This is a genomic window from Kangiella sp. (genome assembly GCF_048265365.1).
In the GTDB taxonomy this organism is placed as follows: domain Bacteria; phylum Pseudomonadota; class Gammaproteobacteria; order Enterobacterales; family Kangiellaceae; genus Kangiella.
Genome location: NZ_JBLXBT010000002.1, coordinates 95,076 through 117,373, shown reverse-complemented (window position 1 = coordinate 117,373; position 22,298 = coordinate 95,076). Strand labels below are relative to the sequence as shown.

The following is a 22,298-nucleotide window of genomic DNA, read 5'->3' as shown; positions in this document are numbered from 1 at the left end:
TCACCTAAAGGTGCTTCCTTCGGTCGCTATTCATAATGACAGGGCTTTATAGATTTTCTGGTTGTATTCTGTGTTAATGCAAATTTGCTTTTGATAATTTCTTGAAAGTACTTGTTGAGCTAGGTGATACTGTTTTTCGACCTATACTTTATACAGATATCATATCAATCACTGCTAGATGAGTGATGCTTACAGGGAGTTAAAGGATGCAAAAAAAGAGCAATGGAATGTACGCATGGATTTTGTTAGGGGAAAACAATCCGAGCGGTACTAATTATAATGATTCTATCAGTTGCTATCAGACACTTAATCGATTCAATGTTTATCAAACTTTAGATGCTGTAAATTTATGTTTTTTCGTTACCGTTAAAAGAACTGATGGCTCGTGGACTATTGAACTCGGCAATAAAGATCAGACCTATCCAAGTAACCAACCCGGCAATAACACTCATCCTTCTACCCAAGATTATATGGAGTATGTTATTCGCGATGCTAAAGCTGCAAATCCTAATATGCTCTTCCTGGCAACTCTTGGTTACAACGAAGGAGTATTAAGTAATATTTTCTCAGGAAGTGATGACTCAACAGGCGCTACCAACTTCGCAAATAATTTGGTGGAATACTTAGCTGATAATAATCTTGATGGATTTGATCTCGATTGGGAGTATCCCGTTCCTAATTCAATTACTAGCGAACAGTTTTCTTTGTTATTCAATGCGATTCGCAAAGCTTTTGATGCATCCAGTAGAAAGTATTATCTGACAATATCACCGGCAGGTACCGGGAGCATGGTTGCGGAGGTCGTTAATCAAACGACCGACTGGTTAAATGTTCAAGCATACGGTCCGACTTCGAAAGAAGATTATACGAACATTGGAATTGATGAAGATTTGTTGTCATTTGGAGCAAAATACGAAAGCACCAGTAGCTATGATATTGCTCCCTATCAAACGCCGCAACAAGCTCACTCAGAGTTTTTAGATTACTCATCCGCTAAAACATGCACCTGGCGCTTAAACTCAGGTAATTATCAATCCGAACAAGCCTATCAATTGATTTACAGTCAATTAGTACGTGGAATGGGTTTGCCTTTTGATGATAGCGATATTCTGGGTGCGATTGGTTCTCCTGTATTAGAACAACTGGTGATACGCCATGGTGATGTGATCAATGCTATCCAAACCGCTAACTCAGCTCCTTTTACTTTTAATAACCAAACAGTGCAAATTGATTATTCATTGCTATTACATGGTAGTGAGACGGGAACGGTAGACGCCATTACTATTCCTTCAAACGATTCTCTTGTGGCAGTAACCATATCCCGTGGAACCTGGTTTGGTTGGCAGTGCGTCGTTCAAGTGTTGTTTGAATGTCAAAGTGGTCAACAATATGGCCCGTTTGGAACCATGCATTATGCAACTAATATTCAAAAGCAGACATATAAGCAAGAAGGGAAAAGCTTAGTTGGATTTAAAGGACGCTTGGTTAAAGTGCCTTTATCAAACTTACCAGATAGCAATATCGTGGCTGATTTAGAACCCATATTTATGTAAGTGCATCGAATATAAGTATAGTGTTATGAAGGAATTATATAAGTATACGATTAGAAATCGTAAATGGTTAATGCTAATTGTTATGTTTTTGTTGTTTGGTGCTTTTACTACAAAAGTTTCAGCCGAGGAGAATATCCTGACTGGTAAGGTGACCATAAAAAATAAATGCCATTGGCCCAGATCCGTTCACTTCTATTCCTATGATAGGCCATTTCAATGTGTAGGATTGCCGAAAAGTAATAACTATATTGGCAAGAAAAGTAGCAGGGAACTGAGAGCTGTGAGTGAAGTGAAGAACTTGTTCGGAGGCTATGATTCATGCGGATTTTGTGTTGAGCCCCTTGGCTCCTTCTTATCTTGTAGTGGCCAGCATATTTATCCATCCACTCAAACTTTTGGAGTTTACTTTGAGTTTAAGCATAAACAAAAAGAAGTCTCAATAACCTGCAAAACGCTTTCCGAGACTTACACCAGTGCTCAACCTGATAATTGCTTCTGTATGCAAGCCCCCTGGCCTCCTGAGTGGGAAAAACATTAATGCAAATTTGCTTTGAGAAACTACTTGTTTAAGCTAAGTTTTTAATGGATTATGCTTAAAAAGCTGTCATGGATATAGGGGTGATGGCTTACAAGAAGTTATCATGGAGGTTTCTTATGAATGTTTTAAACTCAACACGTCTGTTCAGTATTCTTTTCCACACGCTTTTCTATTGCTGTATATTTTCTTCCACTATTAATTTTAGCTCTGTATCTGTAGCCAATGAGGTTGCAGAAAACGATACATTGCAAGTATGCAAAGGGAAATATGCTTTGTGTACAACCGCGCAGTGTGAGCCTATTGATGGCACTGATGCGGTCGCATGTTCTTGTGATGTTAAAAAAGGATATTCGGTCGGTTCTAAAGCCTGTGAAAGTGAGGGTGATGCTAAGTCAGGCGCTCTGGTGTCACGATATTACCCAGTTAAAAGTTTTGTCGCCTGTCAAAATGATCGCGAGTGGGCATACTGTTTAGATGCGCCTTGTACGATCGATAAAAAAACTGGCAAAGCCATGTGTACATGTTCAACTAAAAAGGGCAGTGATTTATATGTGATTACTACCGATAAATACACACCAGAAACCTGCACCTCAGGGATTATATCGTCGGCGACGGTAAATTCGATTATGGAAGTCACTGAGTTTTTAAAAACAAGTAAAGAGTTGCCACCTAAGGATTTCAAAATCCTTAATAAGATAGATAAGTAAAAAAGCAATTTTAATCTATTAAATATAGCAACGGGGGAGTTATGTTTCGATATAGTGTTTTAGTTTTATGTTTCGTTTTATTTTCTTGTGAGCAGCAAGATACATCACAAACAAAGGATGTGCATGAGAAAGTGTCTGTCGAGAAGATTGAGGTAGTAGAAGAGGAAAAAGTCGTTAAAGATGAAGAGGTCGTTGAGGTAGTTGACTGGAACTCAGACGGTTACGTGCCATTTCCGGATGGTTATGGCTACATGGAAAACCTAAAGGTCTTGCAGCAAGCCACGGATGAAGGCGATAGAACCGTTATTCGTCAGCACGCCTGGAGTTTATGGGCAGGTATTATGCAACCGGATGAGTCGCTTGGTTGGCCTTTGTGGTTCAGTTGGCCTAACACCAAAGGTGCTTTCGAAAATTCTGGGCCGGGGCCAATAGGGGAAAGGCAGTCGGGCTCTCAAAATCAATCTCAAGAGAAGCCTAAAAACGTTCACTCTACAATAGTGCAGAAGAACTTTGAAAATGCACCTGACGTTGACACTCCCGCGCCTATCTATGATCTTCCTGCAGGTGTTATAACCAGTTATCCCAAAAGTATCTGTAAAGATAAGAAGGGCAAAGATATTGCTTGCGATGGTAAGAACTTTGTGTCGAATGGTGACATCATGATTGCCACTGAGTCTTTGAGCCGTGCTGCGATGAATGATATTCGCGGTCGAAAACTGTATTTGCAATCGACTCTGGATGATAAGCATGCACAAGGTGTTCACATGCTGGATCTGGATCAACGATGGATTGTTACCAAGCATATGTATTGGCCAGTTAAAGCCAAAGGGATTACGGCACTTCCCGTTTGGAAAAATAACTTTGAACCAAGCTTTACCGGGTATGCGGGTTATGAAGTGTGGGACACATTGGTTGCCATTGACCCGTCAGGATTACAGGTCGGGCAGATTGCGAATGCGGCGTTTTTATATGGTGTAAAAGACCATGAAGGTAAGCTGATGGAGCCCGTAAAAGGCAAAGCCAAAGTGTATGCTCTTGATGATTTTTACTTTCATAAAATTACTGATGAAGACTGGAAACGCTTTGATGAAGCCGATAAAGCGATTCTTGATGCTGCCAGTCGGTGGGCGAACGGTAAGCCAATTGAGGTTGGTGATTATTTAGTTACGGTCGCGATGCACGTGAACACCAAAGAATTGATGAGCTGGACCCTGCAAAGTGTTTGGTGGTCGGATACTCCGAACGAGGGAATTTACTCTAAAAATCGTCCAGAGCTGCCGCAGGCGCAAGGCCCATGGGATCATTATCTACTAACTGATGCTTATGCGGTTCCTGCTAATCCAGACGGTAAACTTGATATTGCGGTTAACCCTTACATCGAAGGCGTTATTCATCCGGTTGCAACTAACTGCCGTAACTGCCATGTTCGCGCAGGCTGGCCAACGGGTAAGGTCGCTGGAACAGCCAGTTATCAGAATCCAGACTGCCCAGGCTTGCTTGACGATTTAGACTCCGATAGTGAGTGTTTAAAAGACCTCACTCTAACGGACTATCTTTGGATCATCCCGGATCGTGCAGTAAAGGACACCGAAAGCGAATAATCTATTATTCACCATCAAATAAGCGGCTTCTATGAGGTCGCTTTTTTTATTCTCCTTTTCCTTTCGAACGATCCCATTTGCAGCGATCAGTATTGTAAATCTGTCATGACTGATGTTGCCGGTATTGGCGGTGCAGGCTTCAAAGATTGAGTCTAAAACTTTTCGACTGATTAAATTTTAAACAAATAGTGCCAAATATGTTACGGTTATATAGCCTCATAATCGGCTTCAAAAGCAACGTCAGGCGATTTATTAGAATAAAAATAAATATAGCTGAAAAAATAAAGTTTATTGGAGACAGCCAAAACTGCATCTAAGCAGTGCTGTCAGGTTGTATAACAGTAAGAGGGAGATAGAGAGTTATGAATATATTTAAAGTCAGTATTGTCGTTGCTTTAGCTGCTTTTCAACTGGTGGCCTGCGATCAAAATGATGAGAGTGAAAAAGTCGTTGCTGATCATTCATCTACTTTGGCAACAGATTATCAAGAACAAGCCAAAGACGAGGTCATCACAGATAAAGATGATGGAGTTATTGAAGTAACAACCACGGATTATAAAATTTCCGCGCCTTCTGCAATCAATAAGGGCTGGACAACATTTCGTTTTAAAAACGAGGGTAAGCAAGTACATTTTGTTGCCATGTACCGCTTGGTTGATGGAAAAAATATAGACGATCAGCTGGCAGAAGTTGCTCCAGTTTTTGACCCTTTGATGGAGGGGCTACGAAATGGCGAATTAACCAAAGCCGATATCGGTCCTTTCTTTGCAGAAAACGTTCCGGAGTGGGGCTTGCAAATGACTTGGGTTGGTGGCGCTGCTTTGCTATCACCTGGCAAGTCAACAGAATCCAGTTTTTATATCGAAAAGCCGGGTATTTATTTAGTTGAGTGTTATGTAAAAGCACCCAATGGTCAGTGGCATACATTGATGGGAATGATGCATCAGATTGAAGTATCAGATGATCTTAATGATGCTATTGAACCGACGTCTGATTATCAAGTTATCGTATCCAACTCTGGGGTCGAAGCACCAAGTTCGCTACCGGCTGGAGAACATACGATCAAAATTTCAATGCAAGATAATCCCGCGAGCTTTATTCCCTATGATTTGAACTTGGCGAGGTTAAGCGACGATACTGATTTGGAAGAAGTATATTTCTGGATGGATTGGACTAATGTTGGCGGTTTGAGAGCTCCGGCCCCGGTTCAGTTTATTGGAGGCCTGGAGCATATGTCCGAGGGTAACCACGGATACATAAAGGTCGACTTAACACCCGGTCGTTATTTATGGGTATCAGAAATTAATGCCGCCGAGATTAATAAAAGTTTTGTCGTCGAATAAGAGGCTATTGCCACTTTTCTTTCCACCAGTCGTTCAGTTCATACCACCAGTAGCTTAGTTGAGCTGCTGGTGGCCCAAAGATTCCGCCATTCCAAGGCAAGTCCCATTGCTCAAATCTTTTGTAGTCCTGGTTTTGTTTGGTGATTGCTGATGCCACGATTTCTCCGGCTGCGGTAGTTGGGGCAACTCCATGCCCACCAAAACCAATGTTATACCAAACGTTAGGCGCGAGCTCGCCGATTTGCACCATCTGGTGACGGGCATAGCCCATCCATCCTTGCCAGTTGTAATCTACTTTAACGTCTTTAAGTTCCGGGAATACTTTGGCCAGATCGCGACGTAGAATGTGGTCGAGGTCTTTCGGCTTACTGGTATTAGCATTAATACGGCCACCCCACAAAATACGCGTGTCTTTTAATGGTCGGTAATAATCAAATGCGAAGCGAGTGTCGTAAACGGCAGCTTGGGTATTGATATAATTTTGTAATTCGTCCCCCAGTGGCTCCGTAGTCATCACGTAGGTCGAGATGGGAAGAATCGAACGTGCAACCGGTTTGCATAAGTCGCCAATATAACCACCGCCTGATAGAACGATATTCTTTGCTTGGACATTGCCTTGTGCGGTTTTCACAACTTTGGTAGCGCTTTGATAGTCAATATCCAGCACTTCACAATCTTCGAAAATCAGCCCGCCTTGAGATTGGATTTGTTTTGCGATGCCACGAGCATAATTGAGTGGGTGAAAGTGCATGGCGTTAGGTTCAAATAAAGCACCATGATAGCGTTCAGTCTTAAGCTGGTCCTTTAGGGTATCTGGAGTAATGTACTGCCAATCAACCCCCATCTTGTCTTGCATGAAGGCTTGTTCTTTCAATAGCATTGACTGATCCTTGAACCAGTTAGCCCACAGTACGCCTTCGTCAACCAGATCGCAGTCAATGTTGTACTTTTTAACACGCTCACGAATCAGGTTAACGCCACTAAGTGTCAGCTGATACAGCTCACGGGCTTTCTCCTCACCAACCTGCTTGATGAGTTGCTTAGGACCCAGTGAATAGCCACCGAACACAAAACCACCATTACGCCCAGAACAACCCCAGCCAACCTTATTCTTTTCAATAACCGCCACATTGGTGTGACCGCGCTCAATCAGGCTCAGAGCCGTCATTAAGCCCGCATAACCACCGCCAATGACGCAGGTTTCAACCTGCAAATTCTGTGGTAGGGGAGTAGCTTCCAGTTCAGAGTTCAGGGTCGCCGCGTAATAACTGTTTGGGTAGTTGGCCATAATGACTGAGATATAGAAATGATGCGCCAAATCATAATGTAAGCACAAGAATAGTCAACTGAGCTGGATGTCTATACTGGGAGGTTGGATGAGCAGGCAGAGTAAGTTAGGTGTGCAAATTCTTTTTTTTAGGGGCAGTTTATGAATCAACCGTACTTGAACTTACTTGACCTTATGAATAATTCAGATGGGCTAGACCTGACTGAACGTAAAGGTTAATCTGTCCGCACTTATAAAATTAACGTTTTAACTCAGATGAACCGCTTTAGACTGTACCGCTACCTCCTGGGTATTAATCTGCCTCCAATTCTTGGAGCGATATTGTTTTATGTTTATATCGATTTAGCGAACGATGGCACTGTAACCCTCATTGACTCAGGCGATGATCCTTTTCTACCTATCCGTGCATTGTTAGAAATTATAGGCTTTGCTTACATATTGGTTGGCATTCAAGCGCTGATAGCCACAACCATTATGGAGTTCCTCGTCTTAACAAAAGTAAAATCCTTTACCTTACAGATGTTCATTGCGGGCTTGCTGGGTTTAGTGAGTGGTGGAGTGCTTGGCGAGTGGCTGTTTCTGGTGATAGGTCTTATTGTCGGTATTTGCGCGGGCTATGGGTTGATAACATTACAAAGATACGAAAATAGGGTCTTTAACTAAGATAATAATCTATTCTGCGTTCACATTTTTTCGACTTGTAAAGTGGACAATATTGCTAGGTATTACCTTTTAGAGTCCGCAGTATGTTTATCGATAAAGAGCAGATTAACCGGTTAGACCGGAAGTTTCGTCTAAACCTGATTAATAGTATCACTGGCATCAAGCCAGCTAACCTTATTGGTTCCCAGTCGTCAGAAGGGGTAGCAAACCTGGCAATTTTTAGCTCGGTAGTCCATCTTGGTAGTGATCCCGCATTGATTGGGATGATTGTACGCCCTGACAGCGAGGTCGCCCGTAACACTTTCGATAACATTAAGGCGACAGGTTACTACACCATAAATCACGTCCCTCTGACTTTAACCCGCCAGGCTCATTATACGTCCGCTAAATTTCCTGCGGATATTTCAGAGTTTGATCGATGTGCAATCGATAAAGAGTACATCAAAGGGTTTCCAGCACCTTTTGTGAAAGATTCGTATATCAAGTTTGGCCTAAAGCATGTCCAATCAATTCCGATTGAATTGAATGGAACCACCTTAGTTATAGGCGAAATCCAGCTTATGGTCGTTCCCGATTATGCGGTGAATGAGATGGGATATATCGATTTGCAGGCCTGTGACACTACAGGGGTAGCGGGGCTGAACCAATATTACTGTTTGAGAAAAGAAGCAGAATATTCCTATGCCAGGTTGGAGGAGGTGCCAGAGTTCTAAATTTCTTCCACAAAACATCTCTTATCAATACACGTTCAATGATTAATTGTATTCATACAAATACCAATTTATTTTTAAATACGGCTATTTCTATTTATTGAAAAAAGTGAAACCGTGTTATTAACAAATCGAGTTTGCAGAACGCAATAAATTCACCATTCATTGTGACGTTTGTATGTCATCTTTTTTTATCACCTTGTTATTTTCTGATCATAATCCTGATTTTATTAGTGTCATGTTTTTGTACATGCGATCAAAATTTAATCGATTTTAAAGCGCATATGACTCAATAGTTAAACTAATAAGTAGTATTTGCATTAATTTGTCTTTGTGTGGTTCAACCAGTAAATAAATAACTAAAATTCATTTTACTTTGCTTGAAGATTATTTATATACTTCCCGCCGCTTAGAACTCGCCAGGATATAAAAACCATTGCAAAACAGCGAGTTAAGCGTCAAATAATTTAACGTTTTCTAAACGTTACTTAAATCATTTCGTAACACAATGGAATGTAAGATATATGTTAGATCGAAAGGAGTCTTGTCGATCATTTTTAAATCATTAGTTAAATTTATCAATAAAGGTGTCTTTATGGGTTTCTGTTGGGTGAACAAATATCGTTGGCATTTGTTAGCGATGAGTATAGTTATAGCTGTGATATTTGCCGTAGGCGCGAAAAATCTAACTCAAACAGCGGATTACAAAGTCTATTTCGATAAAAGCAATACTCAGCTAATGGCTTCTGAAAAGCTTGGCGATGATTATTCGCAAAGCGATAACCTGCTATTCGTTATTGCACCGAAGTCAGGTAGTGTATTTACTAAAGAAACTCTGGCCACTGTTCAGAAGCTTACTGAAGAAAGTTGGCAGATTCCTTACTCAACACGTGTTGATTCAATCACAAACTTTCAGCATAGCTATGCACAGGAAGACGATCTAATCATTGAAGATCTTGTGGGTGATCTTGAGTCAATGACAGCCGCGGACATTCAAGACATCAGAAGCACCGCGCTTAATGAACCTAATCTAATTAATCGTTTAATTTCAGATGATGCCGCTGTGACCGGCGTGAATGTCACGATCAACTTCACCGAAGGTAAGGTTGATAGCCAGACTCGTGAAGTAGTGGCTCATGCCCGTAACCTGATAGAAGAAACACTGGCCTCAAACCCTGACATTGATATGTATCTGACCGGCATTGTTATCATGAACAATGCATTCCCTGAAACGACTGAGAAGGATAATGGCAAGCTGATTCCATTAATGCTACTCATTATCTTGGTTGGTCTTTATTTCCTACTTCGTTCTATTACCGCTGTATCAGCCACGTTACTTGTTATGTTGCTCTCCATTGGAGCTGCTGTTGGCGTTGCTGGATGGACGGGTATGGAATTAAATCCCGTATCAGGTGCGGCACCAATTATTATCTTGACGGTTGCTGTAGCCGACTGTGTTCACTTGTTACTGAGTTTTGTACATTATTATCGCGTTAATGGTTATGAGAAACATAAAGCGATGCAGGAAGCCTTAAGGCTCAATGCAAAGCCGGTCATGCTGACTTCCCTTAGTACTATCATTGGCTTTCTAACCATGAACTTCAGTGATGCACCTCCTTTCAGAGAGCTTGGCAATATTGCGGCAGTAGGTATAGCGGTTGCATGTTTCTTATCACTGACACTTCTTCCTGCATTGATTAATATCTTGCCGGTAAAAAAACTATCCAATAAGAAACCACAAAACCAAAACCTTTCAAACCTGCTAAGAGGCATTGCTGGCTGGGTTTCTAAGCATCCAGCTAAGGTTCTGTTAGTTGGTATTATTGCTGCAGTTGGTTTGTCTGCTGCTGCAATGAAAAATGAGTTGAACGAAGATTTCATTCGTTACTTCGATGAATCATACGATGTTCGTAAGTCCACTGAGTTCGCACTCAACAATTTAACGGGTATTGCCATTGTTGAGTATGACTTGCCAGCAAAAGCAGGAGAAAAAATTTCTCAGCCTGAGTATATGAACAATTTGGAGAAGTTCAGTAACTGGCTTTATGAGCAGCCGGAAGTTGTTCATGTGAACACTTTCTCTGATGTGGTTAAACGCTTAAATAAAAATATGAATGGTGATGACCAGTCATTCTATACCATACCGGATAACAGTGATCTTATTAGTCAATACATTCTGCTATATGAAACTTCTTTGCCTTACGGTCTTGGTATTACAGAGCGTGTAAAGCTTGATAAGTCAGCAACTCGCATGACTGTGACCCTGGATGATCTGACTAACAACCAGTTACTTGCATTTGAACAGCATGCACAGAATTGGATGGCTGATAATCTGCCAGCATATATGCATAGTGATGGCCTTGGCTGGTCAATGATGTTCGGTAATGTGGCGCAAGATAATATCGACAGTATGTTATGGGCAACAGCCATCGCTCTTATCGTGATTTCCTTTATATTAATTTTCCCATTCCGCTCAGCAAAACTGGGTGTCTTAAGCTTGATACCCAATGTATTGCCTGCTTTAGTCGCTCTGGGCATCTGGGGCTTAACAGTAGGGATGATTGGATTGGCTGCATCAATCATAACGGCACTGACCTTTGGTATTGTTGTCGATGACAGTATTCACTTCATCAGCCGTTATGTTCATAACCGACGCGTCAATAATATGAACCCACAACAGGCTTTGAATGATACCTACACCAGTGTTGGTAAAGCGATTGTTGTGACATCAATAGTGCTAGTGATTGGTTTTGCAATTCTTGCAACATCTGGTTTCAAAGTTAATAGCACCATCGGTTATTTATCTTCATTGACCTTACTGGTTGCACTAATCATGGATTTAACCATTTTACCTGCGTTGTTATTGAAGTTTGATAGTTGGATATTTGCTAGAGATTTGAATGAGGACCGTTTAAATATAGAACAGGGAGAGAAAGTGTAATGATTAATCAGCATGACTTTTGTGGTGGCTCATTGATCGACTTAGTCGAGCATAGAGCCAAAGTTCAACCAGATAAAATTGCCTATATCCATTTAAAAGATCGAGACGGTGATATAGAGAAAATTACTTATATTGATTTTGAGAGAAGGGTCAAGCAACTGGCAGCAAAACTACAAGAGTTTGACGTTGCAGGTGAACGTATCGTTTTAATGTACCCACCTGGTATTGATTATACGGTTGCTTATTTTGCGGTGATATTTGCCGGAGCTATTGCGGTTCCAGTATATGAACCTCGACAAAGTAACCATTTCAATCGGATTGAAAGAATCCTGGCCGATTGCCAACCAAAAATTTTACTGACCAAGGAAAAGGTGATTAAAGCCACCAGTGATGAAATTTTAGAGAAACTGAGTCAGTTTGGGGCCAGCTGGCTTACCACCGATAGCGAAGATTGTTTCACCGGTGATGAAGTATGGAAGCCTGTTTCACTTTCTAAAGATTCAGTGGTATTCCTCCAGTATACCTCTGGATCAACGGGCAACCCTAAGGGAGTCATGGTTACTAATGGTAATCTGCTACACAATTCTGAAATGATTCGTCAGGTCACTGGTCAAGATCAGTCCTCATGCATGGTGACATGGTTGCCGCCTTACCACGACATGGGTTTGATTGGCGGACTGATACAGCCAATGTATACAGGTTATCAATGCGTCATTTTGTCACCTATTTCCGTAATCCAGAGACCCATTAAGTGGCTGAACGCAATACGTGATTACAAAGGTACGATTTCGGGTGGCCCTAACTTTATTTACGAGGCATGTGTAAAGAGAGTTAGAGAAAAGCAGCTGATTGATTGTGACTTGAGCAGTTGGCAAGTTGCTTTTAATGGCGCCGAGCCAATTAACGCTGATACGGTTAATGCTTTTAGCGCACGGTTTGAGCAGTATGGTTTCAGGCATTCTAGCCATTTGCCCTGTTATGGAATGGCTGAAACCACGTTAATGGTTTCCAGTGCATGTCATGTGTCCAGTCCGATCATAAGTTACTTTGATAAAGAACATTTACAAGCTGATTTGGGGAAACGCTCTAACCAGTTGGATGCTGCAGTGTCTTTGGTGAGTAGCGGTAAAGTGGTACCCGACCTCGAGATTAAGGTCGTAGATCCTGAAAATGCAATTGAAAATGCAGATGGTCAAGTAGGTGAAATCTGGGTAAAGGGCGATAGTATTGCTCTTGGCTATTGGCAAAAAGCTCCAGTAACTGGTGAAGACTTTGTTGGGATATTGGATGGTGACACAGAACATCGTTACTTGAGAACAGGCGATCTAGGGTTTATCGATAACCAAGAAGTGTTTATCACTGGCCGAATCAAAGATTTAATCATTATTCGCGGTAAAAACCATTATCCACAAGATATTGAAGCAACTATCACTGATGCCAGCGAGCACATAAAGCCACACTCAGGGGCTGCGTTTTCCGTAGAACTCGATGGGGCAGAAAAGTTAGTGGTAATGCAGGAAATCGATCGTCGTCTAGAACCTGAGCAGCATGTTGAAGTTAAAGAGATCCTAAAAGAAAAAGTTGCCGAAAACCACGGTTTACAGCTCTTTGATGTCAAATTTATAAGACCAGGAACATTACCTAAAACAACCAGTGGCAAGATACAGAGACGACAAGCAAAAAAAGTCTATCTCGATGAGGTTTTAGCAAACGCCTTACCTTTGGAAGAAAAGCCAGTTGCAAATTTAATGGAGGAGTTATGAACATAAAGGAATTGCCACATTTTCAATTGGCACAAGAGCTTGAAGCTAAGCTTGGCGACCCGAACAACCCTGAAACCCTGATGTCCTTTAAGCGCATCATGGAGTTGGATGAAAGCGAATCATTTCAGGAGGAGTTTTTCCAGTTTCTTCTGTCGCTCAAACTTCATCACAAATATGTTCCACAAAGTCTTGGTGGCGAACTCCATTCTTATGAAGAAATCTATGAGCTTGGTAGAGTTCTGGCACGCCGTGATTTATCTACTGCGGTTACTATGAGCACTTTGATCTGGTCATTGATTGCCTGGGTTGGAGGAGATGAGAAGCTAAAGAAGCGTTGTGCAGAAATTACTTTGTCAAATAATTGCTCACCCTGTCTTGCTTATTCAGAAGAGGATCATGGTTCAGATCTTTTAGCAAATGGATTAACAGCCACAAAGACAGAAGATGGTTATATTTTAGAAGGAGAAAAGTGGCCAATTAATAGGGCTGCGCGTTCTGACACCGTAATGCTTTTGGCTAGAACCAGTAATGACAAAGGAGCTCGTAATCTGTCGTTATTCATGGTTGAAAAGAGCAAGCTTGACCCTTCAACTTTCAGTTACCTACCTAAAGTGAAAAGCTATGGTCTAAGAGGGTGTGACATTTGCGGTATTAAGTTTAAAGGTACTGAAATATCAAAAGATAGTTTGATTGGTCGAGAAGGCGATGGTCTGGAAATTGCAATTAAAGCCTTTCAGGTTACTCGCACACTTTGCGCAACTTTATCTATTGGCGCTTTAGAAAACAACTTGAGAGTTGTTATGGACTTTGCTCAAAAGCGTCAGCTGTATAAAAAGTCAGTTTTTGACATCCCTAATGCAAAGCGCTATTTGACCGGCGCATTCGTTGATATTTTAACTACAGACACAGTGGGTTCAACCTTGATTCGAGCCGCTCATGTCATTCCAGAGCAACTCAGCATTTTGTCGGCTGTTGCCAAATGTTTTGCACCGCTGAAGCTGGATAAATCACAAAAGGATTTAGCTACCGTTCTGGGTGCTCGATTCTTCTTTAGAGAACGCCATAAAGAGGGGATTTTTCAGAAATCATTGAGGGATAGCCAGGTGGTCAGTCTTTTTGATGGAAGCTCAGAAGTTAATCTTTATTCTCTCAGTACTCAGTTACCATTACTGGCAAGACGCCAGAAAAAAGTCCTTGAGAAAAAAATCCCAGTAAATAATGAGCTATTGAGCCAGTTATTCAGAGCATCAGAAAAAGTGCCGGCGTTTGATGGTGGCAAACTTGATCTATCAAGTCATTCTAAAGATCTGATCATGGAAAGTATCGTTGATATTCCAGAGAAGCTTGCTCAAATTTCGGATGTGTCTTCTATTCAAGCAATACGGTTATTAGTCGATAAACTGCTAGAAAAATATCAAGCGAATTTAAATCGTGTCATGGGGAATACAGGCTACAAGATTGGTCTTCAATCGCCTGAAATGTTCAATCTTTCAAGACAGTACTGCATTACTCATGCTGCTGTGTGTGCTATTAACTATTGGCTATACAACCGTGATCTAAGTGATCAATACATTGCAGATGGTGAATGGCTAATCGTTGCCTTGGATAGGTTATTACACGAACTTCATGAGGGCACTCAGGATAACCTCAACCCTTATTATGATAATGCGGCTAAGGAGCTGGAACGAAGAACCAATCAGCATCTTACTTACTCACTGGTTAGTTTACCAATTCTACCATTAATCAATAACAACATTAACAATACGGAAGAGCATGTAGCATGAACGATACAACTATAATCGAACAACCAACAATTGAAGAAATTCAAACTGAAACTAAGAAATTATTAGCGAAGCGTTTATCGATCACCGAAAGTGAAGTTGACTTAAATAAAACCTTCACCGGATATGGTCTTGACTCGATTGACGCTATAACACTGATCGGCGACCTTGAAGATCAGTACGATATCGAGTTGCCAAGCACTTTGTTATGGGATTTTAACAACATCAATGAAATGGCTGAATATGTAGCTAATAACTTTAAAGACTTAACGTTATAAATCGAATACGGGAATATTATGAGTGCTGATGAAATGGAACTGTTAAAACATGCAACCGCAACTCAAAAAGGCTTGTATTATATACAGAAAAGTAACCCATCAACGGCAGCATACAACCTTGTGTTCGCTGCCAGGGTTATCAATGGCTGTGAGCTTGATCAATTGCAGAGCGCGGTTTCACACGTGCAAAAAAGGCACACGGCTCTCCGTTCTGTTTTTTGTGAATATCAGGAGGATATTTATTTTAAACCAACGGAACAGGTAATTCAGGTTGAAAGTGTTGACTTATCGGGCCTTACTTCAGCTGAAGCCAAAGACAATATTTTAAACTATTCACGATCGTCTTTTGCGTTAGAAGATGAGGTAGCACTTAAGTGCTATCTTTTTCAACTAACTGATAAAGAGCAAGTATTGCTATTTGTTGCCCACCACTCGTGTTTTGATTTTTGGTCGCTGGGTCTTTTCTTAAAAGATGTATCATCTGCATACTCGGCTGTATCCAATGGTGAACTTTTTTCTAATGATGATAACTGTGAATACAATAACTATCTAGATGAAGACAGTGAATATAAAAAGAGCGATGAGTATAAAGCCATAGTAACTTCTTTGGCTGAAAAAATAACCATGGGCGATATGGTTTTAAATATGTCAACTGACTTCCCAAGACCTACTATAAATTCTTTTAAAGGGGAGTCGATAGAGTTTCGTATTCCTGGTGACATCACCGCCAGGCTTTTAGAGAGCTCAAAGGCCCTGGAAGTAACACCCTATACCTTATTGTTAGCTTCGTATTGTATTGTGCTGCATAGTTATACCGGTCAAGATGAAGTGTTGGTTGGCACACCAGTTTCTGGCCGAGATAGACGAAAGTATCACAAAGCTATTGGTAACTTTGTTAATACCATCGTGCTTAGTAGCTCCTTGCAGGATAACTGTAAAGTATCACAGTTTATCAGTGAAACTGCCAGCGCCATAAAAACTGCGGTGAAAAACCAGAAAGTTTCTTTCCCTGATTTGGTTGCAGCATTAAAGATTAAACCTGACCCCAGCCGCTCTGCATTAGTACAAGCAGGTTTTGCCTGGGATAAATTACCTGGTTTGAATGATTTTTCTGACTTCTTTAACGATACGGGTTCTGATAGCAGTGTAGAGTGGGGCGATTTATTGCTCAAGCCCTATTGGTTGCCACAACAAGAAGGCCAGTACGATATTAATATTGAAATGGGGGCGATGGTCGATGGTGAACTCTGCGTTTCGCTAAAGTATCGCGACGATCTTTTTAAACGCGAGAGCATGCATCAGTTAGGGCTCAGTTTTACTCATATCCTTGATCAGGTGCTTAGAAAATTGGATTCTGATGTTTCTGCGCTAGAGCTGCTGCCAGAACTTCATGCAAATGGTATGCAGTCTGTGGTTAGTTCTAATATTGAGCTCGACATTCCAAAAGTATCCATTTCTGATTTGATAGAAACTACCGCAGACAACTTCCCCAACCGAGTCGCAGTTCAGGATGAAACTTCTGAACTGAGTTATGATGAATTGTCTAAATCCTCAACACAGCTGTCCCAGTATTTATGTGAATATTATTCGATTGCCGGGAAAAGGGTTGGCGTTTCATTGGAGCGTAATAAAGAGTTAATCATAACACTATTAGCTATTATGAAAGCTGGAGCAGCTTATGTTCCGATTGATCCGAATCTTCCCATGGATCGAGCACAGATGATAGTCGAAGATGGTAATTTGTGCCTTATCATTAATGACTCACAAGGACATTCAGATACAAGTGGTGCTCTTGATAGTGTCAGCATTCAAGAACTTATAAATAAAGCTGCCGAACAACCTTGTAACAATAAAATACCCGCAGTCGCCCCTGACGCTTCTGCGTATGTGATATTCACCTCTGGTTCTACAGGAAGACCGAAAGGGGTTGAGGTAAGCCATAGAAATGTTGTTAACATGTTGCGTAGCTTCGCACACACTCCTGGTATGTCTGAATTTGATTCGTTATTAGCTGTTACCACGATTTCTTTTGATATCTCAGTGTTGGAACTTTTCTTACCTTTATCGGTTGGCGCTAAAACTATTATTCTGGGCTCTAATACTAGTGCCGACGCGTCTCTGTTAATCGACAAATTGAATGAACTTAAGCCTAGTTGGATGCAGGCAACTCCCGCAACTTGGAAAATGTTGGTTGATTCAGCTTGGCAGGGTATAGACGGGCTAACGATTCTTTGTGGAGGTGAAAACCTTCCCAAGTCACTTGCTGATGATTTATCAGAAAAATGCTCAAGGCTATTCAATGTTTACGGACCGACAGAAACGACCGTTTGGTCAACGCTGTCTGAATATCAGGGAGCGCAAGTCGATATTGGTACTCCTATTGCCAATACTACAGTCATGATTCTTAATAAGACCCTAGAACCGGTCCCTCTCGGTGTGGTTGGCGATATCTACATAGCAGGTGATGGATTAACTAAAGGTTACTTCAATAGAAACGATTTAACAGAACAAGCGTACCTATGGTCAGACAGTTTTGGGGATAAAATTTATCAGACTGGTGACGTTGGTAGACTCACTCATGATCGACAGATTGAATGTCTTGGTCGTCGTGATAACCAACTCAAAATCAGAGGCTTTCGTATAGAGCTTTCTGATATAGAAGAAAACTTTCGCAAAATTACTGGTGTTAAGGATGCCGTAGTCGTCGCAGAAAAGTTGAACGGCGAGCTTATTCTAGTTGGCTATTTTGTAAGTAGTAGCGAACAGAGCCTGACTGGTAAAATGGTAAAGGCAGAACTGAAGCATTTGCTTCCGTATTACATGATTCCTAATTTTATTAATGAGCTTGATCGATTACCGCTGAACTCGAATGGGAAAGTTGATCGTAAGCAATTACCAAATTTTGATTTTGCAAATAATTATAATAGGACATTGATTGAGCCAAGCTCAGACTTAGAAAGACAACTGCTTGAATTGTGGCAAGAAGTCCTGAATCAGGAATCTATCAGTGTTGACGATGATTTCTATGATATTGGCGGTCACTCGTTATTGGCCATGAAGTTGATCGGCAAGATTAATGAAGCTTTTAATTTAAACTTAAATAATCAGTTTATATTTAGCAATACCACAATTGAAGCAATGGCATCTGCTATCAGTCACAGTGATTTTGGTTCTGACGATCATATTGTTGTGCCTCTCAATAAAGGTCACTCTGAAGTTAGGCCTCTGCATTTGCTACATCCTATTGGTGGAACTATTCATTGCTACATGGCATTAAATCAATATCTTGATAGTAATATTCCGGTATTTGCCTATCAATCTCCCGGCATTAAAGATGCAGATGAAATTGAAGTCGGTATAGAAGATATTGCGTCAAAATATGTAGAGAGAATACTTATAAACCAACCCGAGGGTCCATTTAGATTGGGAGGGTGGTGTTTCGGAGGTGTTCTAGCTTACGAGTCCGCATCCCAGCTCAAAGCATTGGGTCATGATGTAGAGGCGATACATGTCTTCGACACTAGAGCCCCCATTGTTGCTAATCACCCCAGTGACGGTGATGACGCGACACTGTTGTCTTGGTTCGCGCGTGATCTTGCTGTACCCCATAATAAAACCTTGGATATTCCAATCGAAATACTGAGAGAAATTGAGCCCGAAGATCAGTTTGAATATGTGCTCGACAGAGCTCGAGAAATAAACATTTTAGATGCTGATACCGATGTTGATAGCCTGCTTAATTTTTTCCAGGTTTATATTGCAAATGGCATGGCGCTACAAATGTATGAAGAAAAGCGTTATGACTTAGATGTGTATTTATACCGGGCAGAAGATGAACCTGAGGATTACGGTGAGTATTTAGGCTGGGATAGCATACTAAGCAATGACTTTTCTGTTGTTGATATCCCAGGAGATCATAACTCTATTATGTATAAGCCGAATGTCCATCAGATCGCTGAGCATTTGAATCAACATTTAATGATCAACAACGCAAGAATAAAGAAAGCTTCTTAGAATTTGGAGAAAACAATGAGCGGACAAAGTAAGGATATTACAGTGGTTTTGGATTACAGCTTGCCGGGAACCATTGATGAAGTGTATCAATACCTGGCAAACCCTGTTAACGATGAAGAGTGGCAGTCATCGTGCGACAAGGTTACTCTGAAAAACCCTGATATGCCGATTCAAAAAGGTACGGAGTATATTATTCACTTTGCTTTTTTAAGTAGAAAAATGAATTTTGAAGCACAAGTATCTGAGTACGACAAAAATAAGCACTATGCTTATGAAACGTTATCTGGCCCACTGCGTTATCAGGGACACTACACATTTGTACCAACGGAATCAGAGGTTAAGATACATTGGGTTTTTACTGCAACACCAGGTAAGTTCTTCGGCATCATTCCGCATAATTTAATTCGCAAGACATTAATTAAGCGGGTCAGTGAAGATGTTGAGCGCTTAAAAGAAAGGTTTGCCAGTTGGCAGCGAGTAAAAAAAGCCAGTTGAAGCCGTTTGTTTCACGGGAGTTCTATTTTGGAGCTCCCGATAGTATTCCCAGTGTCATATCAGCAGTTTCCTTTGACCCTGAATGCTGCAGTTTAGATTTGTTCCAACAGTTTGATATTAGTATTCCTGATAAAGTATTCGAAGCCTCTGCAAAGCGTCAGTCGGACTATTTAGCCGGTCGACTAGCTGCAAAAAATGCTATGTCTGAGTGCTTGAAATGTTCAGCAAGTATGATAACTCCAGGCCAAGTGATGACTGCAGATTCTAGAGTGCCTGTTTTCCCGAAGGGCTTTGTCGGATCCATATCTCATACCGGCAATGTGGCCATAGCTGCTGTGACAAGCTGTGAAACGATTCGGTCTATCGGAATTGATATAGAACCACTTATCTCCGAAGAGAGTTATGCGGTTATAAAGCGTCAGATTCTAACCGAGTCTGAATTCTCGTTATTGCCTCACTTCCCCCTTACAAAGAACGAAGCTTTAACGATGATCTTTTCGGCCAAAGAAAGCTTGTACAAATTACTTTATCCTATAGTAAAACGTTTTTTTGACTTTTCTGTAGCGCAGGTAACTACTATCGAAAACAGAGAGGGTTGGTCACGCTTTTCCATACAATTGATTGACTCCCTTAACCCATACTTTACTCAGGGTGATATATTCCAAGGTTGGTATAAAAAGTATCAGGGTTCCATTGTGACGTTATTAACTTTAACAGCAGACTGAAATCATTTGTGCAGTCAGCTCACTCCTGATGACAATCATAACTTTCAGCGTTAGTATGAAGCCATTACCTTCAATACATGGATTAAGGAATGAGTATGAGCACTAATGTTGAGTCAAATATTCGTCAGCAACCGGATCAGGTTCTGGTTGATATCGCCGAATACGTTGCCGATTATGTGGTGAGTAGTGATGAGGCGATGGAAACCGCACGTTATTGTTTGATGGATACCTTAGGCTGTGGATTCTTGGCACTGCGATATCCTGAGTGCACTAAGCATCTTGGGCCGATCATGCCGGGAACTGTTGTGCCGTTTGGGGCGCGTGTTCCAGGAACACAGTTTGAGCTGGATCCGATAAAAGCGGCATTCGATATCGGCTGCATGGTGCGCTGGTTGGATTTCAATGATACCTGGCTGGCGGCGGAGTGGGGGCATCCATCGGACAACCTTGGGGCAATATTAGCTGTAGCAGATTTTTTCAGTAGGCAAGCGTTAGCCGAAGGTTATTCACCCATGACCATGAAAGAAGTGCTTGAAGCCATGGTCAAAGCGCATGAAATCCAGGGAGTTCTGGCATTAGAGAATAGTTTCAATCGAGTCGGCCTGGACCATGTCATTCTGGTTAAAATTGCCTCCACTGCTGTGGTTGCGCACATGCTAGGTGGCGAAAAAGAAGACATCATTGACGCAGTGTCGCAAGCCTTTGTTGATGGTCAATCTCTTCGCACGTATCGACACTCGCCGAATACCGGATCGCGAAAGTCGTGGGCGGCAGGTGACGCCACATCACGGGCTGTACGTTTGGCCATGATTACCATGACTGGTGAAATGGGCTATCCGGGAGCTTTAACCGCAAAAGGTTGGGGGTTCTATGATGTGTCATTTGGCGGCAAAGAATTTAAGTTTCAGCGCGATTATGGCTCTTATGTCATGGAAAACATCCTCTTCAAAATCTCTTATCCCGCAGAATTTCATGCACAAACTGCGGTAGAAGCGGCAATTCAATTACATGATGAAATCAAAGACAAACTCGACAGTATCGAACGAATAGAGCTTACTACGCACGAATCTGCAATCCGTATCATTTCCAAAGAAGGGCCGCTGCATAATCCTGCAGATAGGGATCACTGCTTACAATATATGGTTGCCTGCGGACTCCTGTTCGGTGACTTGGTTGCAGAATATTATGAAGATGATATCGCTGGCGACGAACGACTTGATGCTCTACGTGAGAAAATGTCAGTGGTGGAAGATAAAAATTACTCAGAAGATTATCACAACCCCGAAAAACGCAGCATCACCAACGCCATCCAAATCCATTTCAAAGATGGTAGCTCCACCGACAAGATAGAAGTGGAATATCCACTCGGCCATCGCTTCCGTCGCGACGAAGGAATCCCAGTGCTTATCGATAAATTCAAAAAGAACGTCTACACACGATTCCCTAAAAAACATGGTCAGGAAATCATCGATCTTTGCCTCGATGAAGAGGCTTTCCTTGAGACACCGGTTAATGAATTTATGAACTTGCTGGTGATATAAGCTTTAGAGTGTGTTTCAGGTCTTGGGCTGGAGATGTTTGAGGGGTTAGGAATATCTCAATAGAGCAATCCCTTATCGTAACTGGCTATCTTTGCTTCCTCGACGATTCATGCCAGCGGAGGCTAGTTTTTCTTTCTCATACTCTTCCTGGCACTGAATACAAAAACGTACGCCTTTTATTGCTTGTCTGCGAAGTTCAGGTATTTTGGCATCGCACCATTCACAGTGAGTGAGTGACTCTCCGGCATGGTTCATTTCGTTGCGCGCACGCTCAACGCCATCTTTGATGGTGCTTTCAATTTGTTCCTGTACCGCGCCTTCGCGCGCCCAACCTGAAGCCATAATATTAGGGAATAA

Annotated in this window: 17 protein-coding genes; 15 read left to right on the top strand and 2 right to left on the bottom strand. The window is 41.6% G+C overall.

Annotation, left to right across the window (positions count from 1 at the left end; all coding sequences use genetic code 11):
* Positions 1-206: 206 nt before the first annotated feature.
* From ACN0VI_RS09760 to ACN0VI_RS09740, 5 genes are all read left to right on the top strand, one after another.
* A complete protein-coding gene (locus tag ACN0VI_RS09760) occupies positions 207-1,553 on the top strand; it encodes a glycosyl hydrolase family 18 protein (protein WP_417446654.1) in 1,347 nt (448 codons plus the stop codon).
* A 25-nt stretch (positions 1,554-1,578) separates the two neighbouring features.
* Entirely contained in the window at positions 1,579-2,091 is a 513-nt protein-coding gene (locus ACN0VI_RS09755; RefSeq protein WP_417446653.1) for a hypothetical protein, read from the top strand.
* Between the two features lie 116 nt (positions 2,092-2,207).
* Complete coding sequence (locus ACN0VI_RS09750; protein ID WP_417446652.1) at positions 2,208-2,798, top strand: hypothetical protein; 591 nt, start codon at positions 2,208-2,210, stop codon at positions 2,796-2,798.
* 41 nt (positions 2,799-2,839) lie between these two features.
* Positions 2,840-4,399, top strand: a complete 1,560-nt coding sequence (locus tag ACN0VI_RS09745; RefSeq protein WP_417446651.1) for a hypothetical protein — start codon at positions 2,840-2,842, stop codon at positions 4,397-4,399.
* Positions 4,400-4,761: 362 nt separating this feature from the next.
* Positions 4,762-5,742, top strand: a complete 981-nt coding sequence (locus ACN0VI_RS09740) for a hypothetical protein (RefSeq protein WP_417446650.1) — start codon at positions 4,762-4,764, stop codon at positions 5,740-5,742.
* A 4-nt stretch (positions 5,743-5,746) separates the two neighbouring features.
* On the opposite strand, the gene ACN0VI_RS09735 is transcribed toward ACN0VI_RS09740, so the two are convergent.
* Positions 5,747-7,078, bottom strand: coding sequence for an NAD(P)/FAD-dependent oxidoreductase (locus ACN0VI_RS09735; RefSeq protein WP_417446649.1), 1,332 nt, complete (start codon positions 7,076-7,078; stop codon positions 5,747-5,749).
* 273 nt (positions 7,079-7,351) lie between these two features.
* Here ACN0VI_RS09735 and ACN0VI_RS09730 point away from each other — a divergent pair, with 273 nt between their 5' ends.
* The 10 genes from ACN0VI_RS09730 to ACN0VI_RS09685 all read left to right on the top strand — a co-directional run bounded on the left by ACN0VI_RS09730 (position 7,352) and on the right by ACN0VI_RS09685 (position 21,941).
* Positions 7,352-7,693, top strand: a complete 342-nt coding sequence (locus tag ACN0VI_RS09730) for a hypothetical protein (RefSeq protein ID WP_417446648.1) — start codon at positions 7,352-7,354, stop codon at positions 7,691-7,693.
* An 83-nt stretch (positions 7,694-7,776) separates the two neighbouring features.
* Positions 7,777-8,406, top strand: a complete 630-nt coding sequence (locus ACN0VI_RS09725; RefSeq protein WP_331891530.1) for a flavin reductase — start codon at positions 7,777-7,779, stop codon at positions 8,404-8,406.
* A 592-nt stretch (positions 8,407-8,998) separates the two neighbouring features.
* Positions 8,999-11,344 (top strand): efflux RND transporter permease subunit, encoded by a 2,346-nt coding sequence (locus tag ACN0VI_RS09720; protein WP_417446647.1) that lies wholly within the window; start codon positions 8,999-9,001, stop codon positions 11,342-11,344.
* Positions 11,344-13,107 carry a fatty acyl-AMP ligase gene (locus tag ACN0VI_RS09715; protein WP_417446646.1) on the top strand — a complete coding sequence of 588 codons (1,764 nt, stop codon included), beginning with the start codon at positions 11,344-11,346 and terminating at the stop codon, positions 13,105-13,107. Before ACN0VI_RS09720 ends, ACN0VI_RS09715 begins: the two co-directional genes overlap by 1 nt.
* Positions 13,104-14,891 carry an acyl-CoA dehydrogenase gene (locus tag ACN0VI_RS09710; RefSeq protein ID WP_417446645.1) on the top strand — a complete coding sequence of 596 codons (1,788 nt, stop codon included), beginning with the start codon at positions 13,104-13,106 and terminating at the stop codon, positions 14,889-14,891. The genes ACN0VI_RS09715 and ACN0VI_RS09710 overlap by 4 nt, the downstream gene beginning before the upstream one ends.
* Positions 14,888-15,166 (top strand): acyl carrier protein, encoded by a 279-nt coding sequence (locus tag ACN0VI_RS09705; RefSeq protein ID WP_331891534.1) that lies wholly within the window; start codon positions 14,888-14,890, stop codon positions 15,164-15,166. Before ACN0VI_RS09710 ends, ACN0VI_RS09705 begins: the two co-directional genes overlap by 4 nt.
* Positions 15,167-15,184: 18 nt before the next feature.
* Positions 15,185-19,180 carry a non-ribosomal peptide synthetase gene (locus ACN0VI_RS09700; RefSeq protein ID WP_417446644.1) on the top strand — a complete coding sequence of 1,332 codons (3,996 nt, stop codon included), beginning with the start codon at positions 15,185-15,187 and terminating at the stop codon, positions 19,178-19,180.
* Positions 19,181-19,195: 15 nt separating this feature from the next.
* Positions 19,196-19,675 carry an SRPBCC family protein gene (locus ACN0VI_RS09695; protein ID WP_417446643.1) on the top strand — a complete coding sequence of 160 codons (480 nt, stop codon included), beginning with the start codon at positions 19,196-19,198 and terminating at the stop codon, positions 19,673-19,675.
* Positions 19,648-20,400 carry a 4'-phosphopantetheinyl transferase family protein gene (locus ACN0VI_RS09690; RefSeq protein WP_417446642.1) on the top strand — a complete coding sequence of 251 codons (753 nt, stop codon included), beginning with the start codon at positions 19,648-19,650 and terminating at the stop codon, positions 20,398-20,400. The genes ACN0VI_RS09695 and ACN0VI_RS09690 overlap by 28 nt, the downstream gene beginning before the upstream one ends.
* A 95-nt stretch (positions 20,401-20,495) precedes the next feature.
* Entirely contained in the window at positions 20,496-21,941 is a 1,446-nt protein-coding gene (locus ACN0VI_RS09685) for a bifunctional 2-methylcitrate dehydratase/aconitate hydratase (protein ID WP_417446641.1), read from the top strand.
* A gap of 72 nt (positions 21,942-22,013) precedes the next feature.
* Here the strand turns inward: ACN0VI_RS09685 and ACN0VI_RS09680 are convergent, their stop codons facing one another.
* Entirely contained in the window at positions 22,014-22,283 is a 270-nt protein-coding gene (locus ACN0VI_RS09680) for a DksA/TraR family C4-type zinc finger protein (RefSeq protein ID WP_417446640.1), read from the bottom strand.
* Positions 22,284-22,298: the final 15 nt, after the last annotated feature.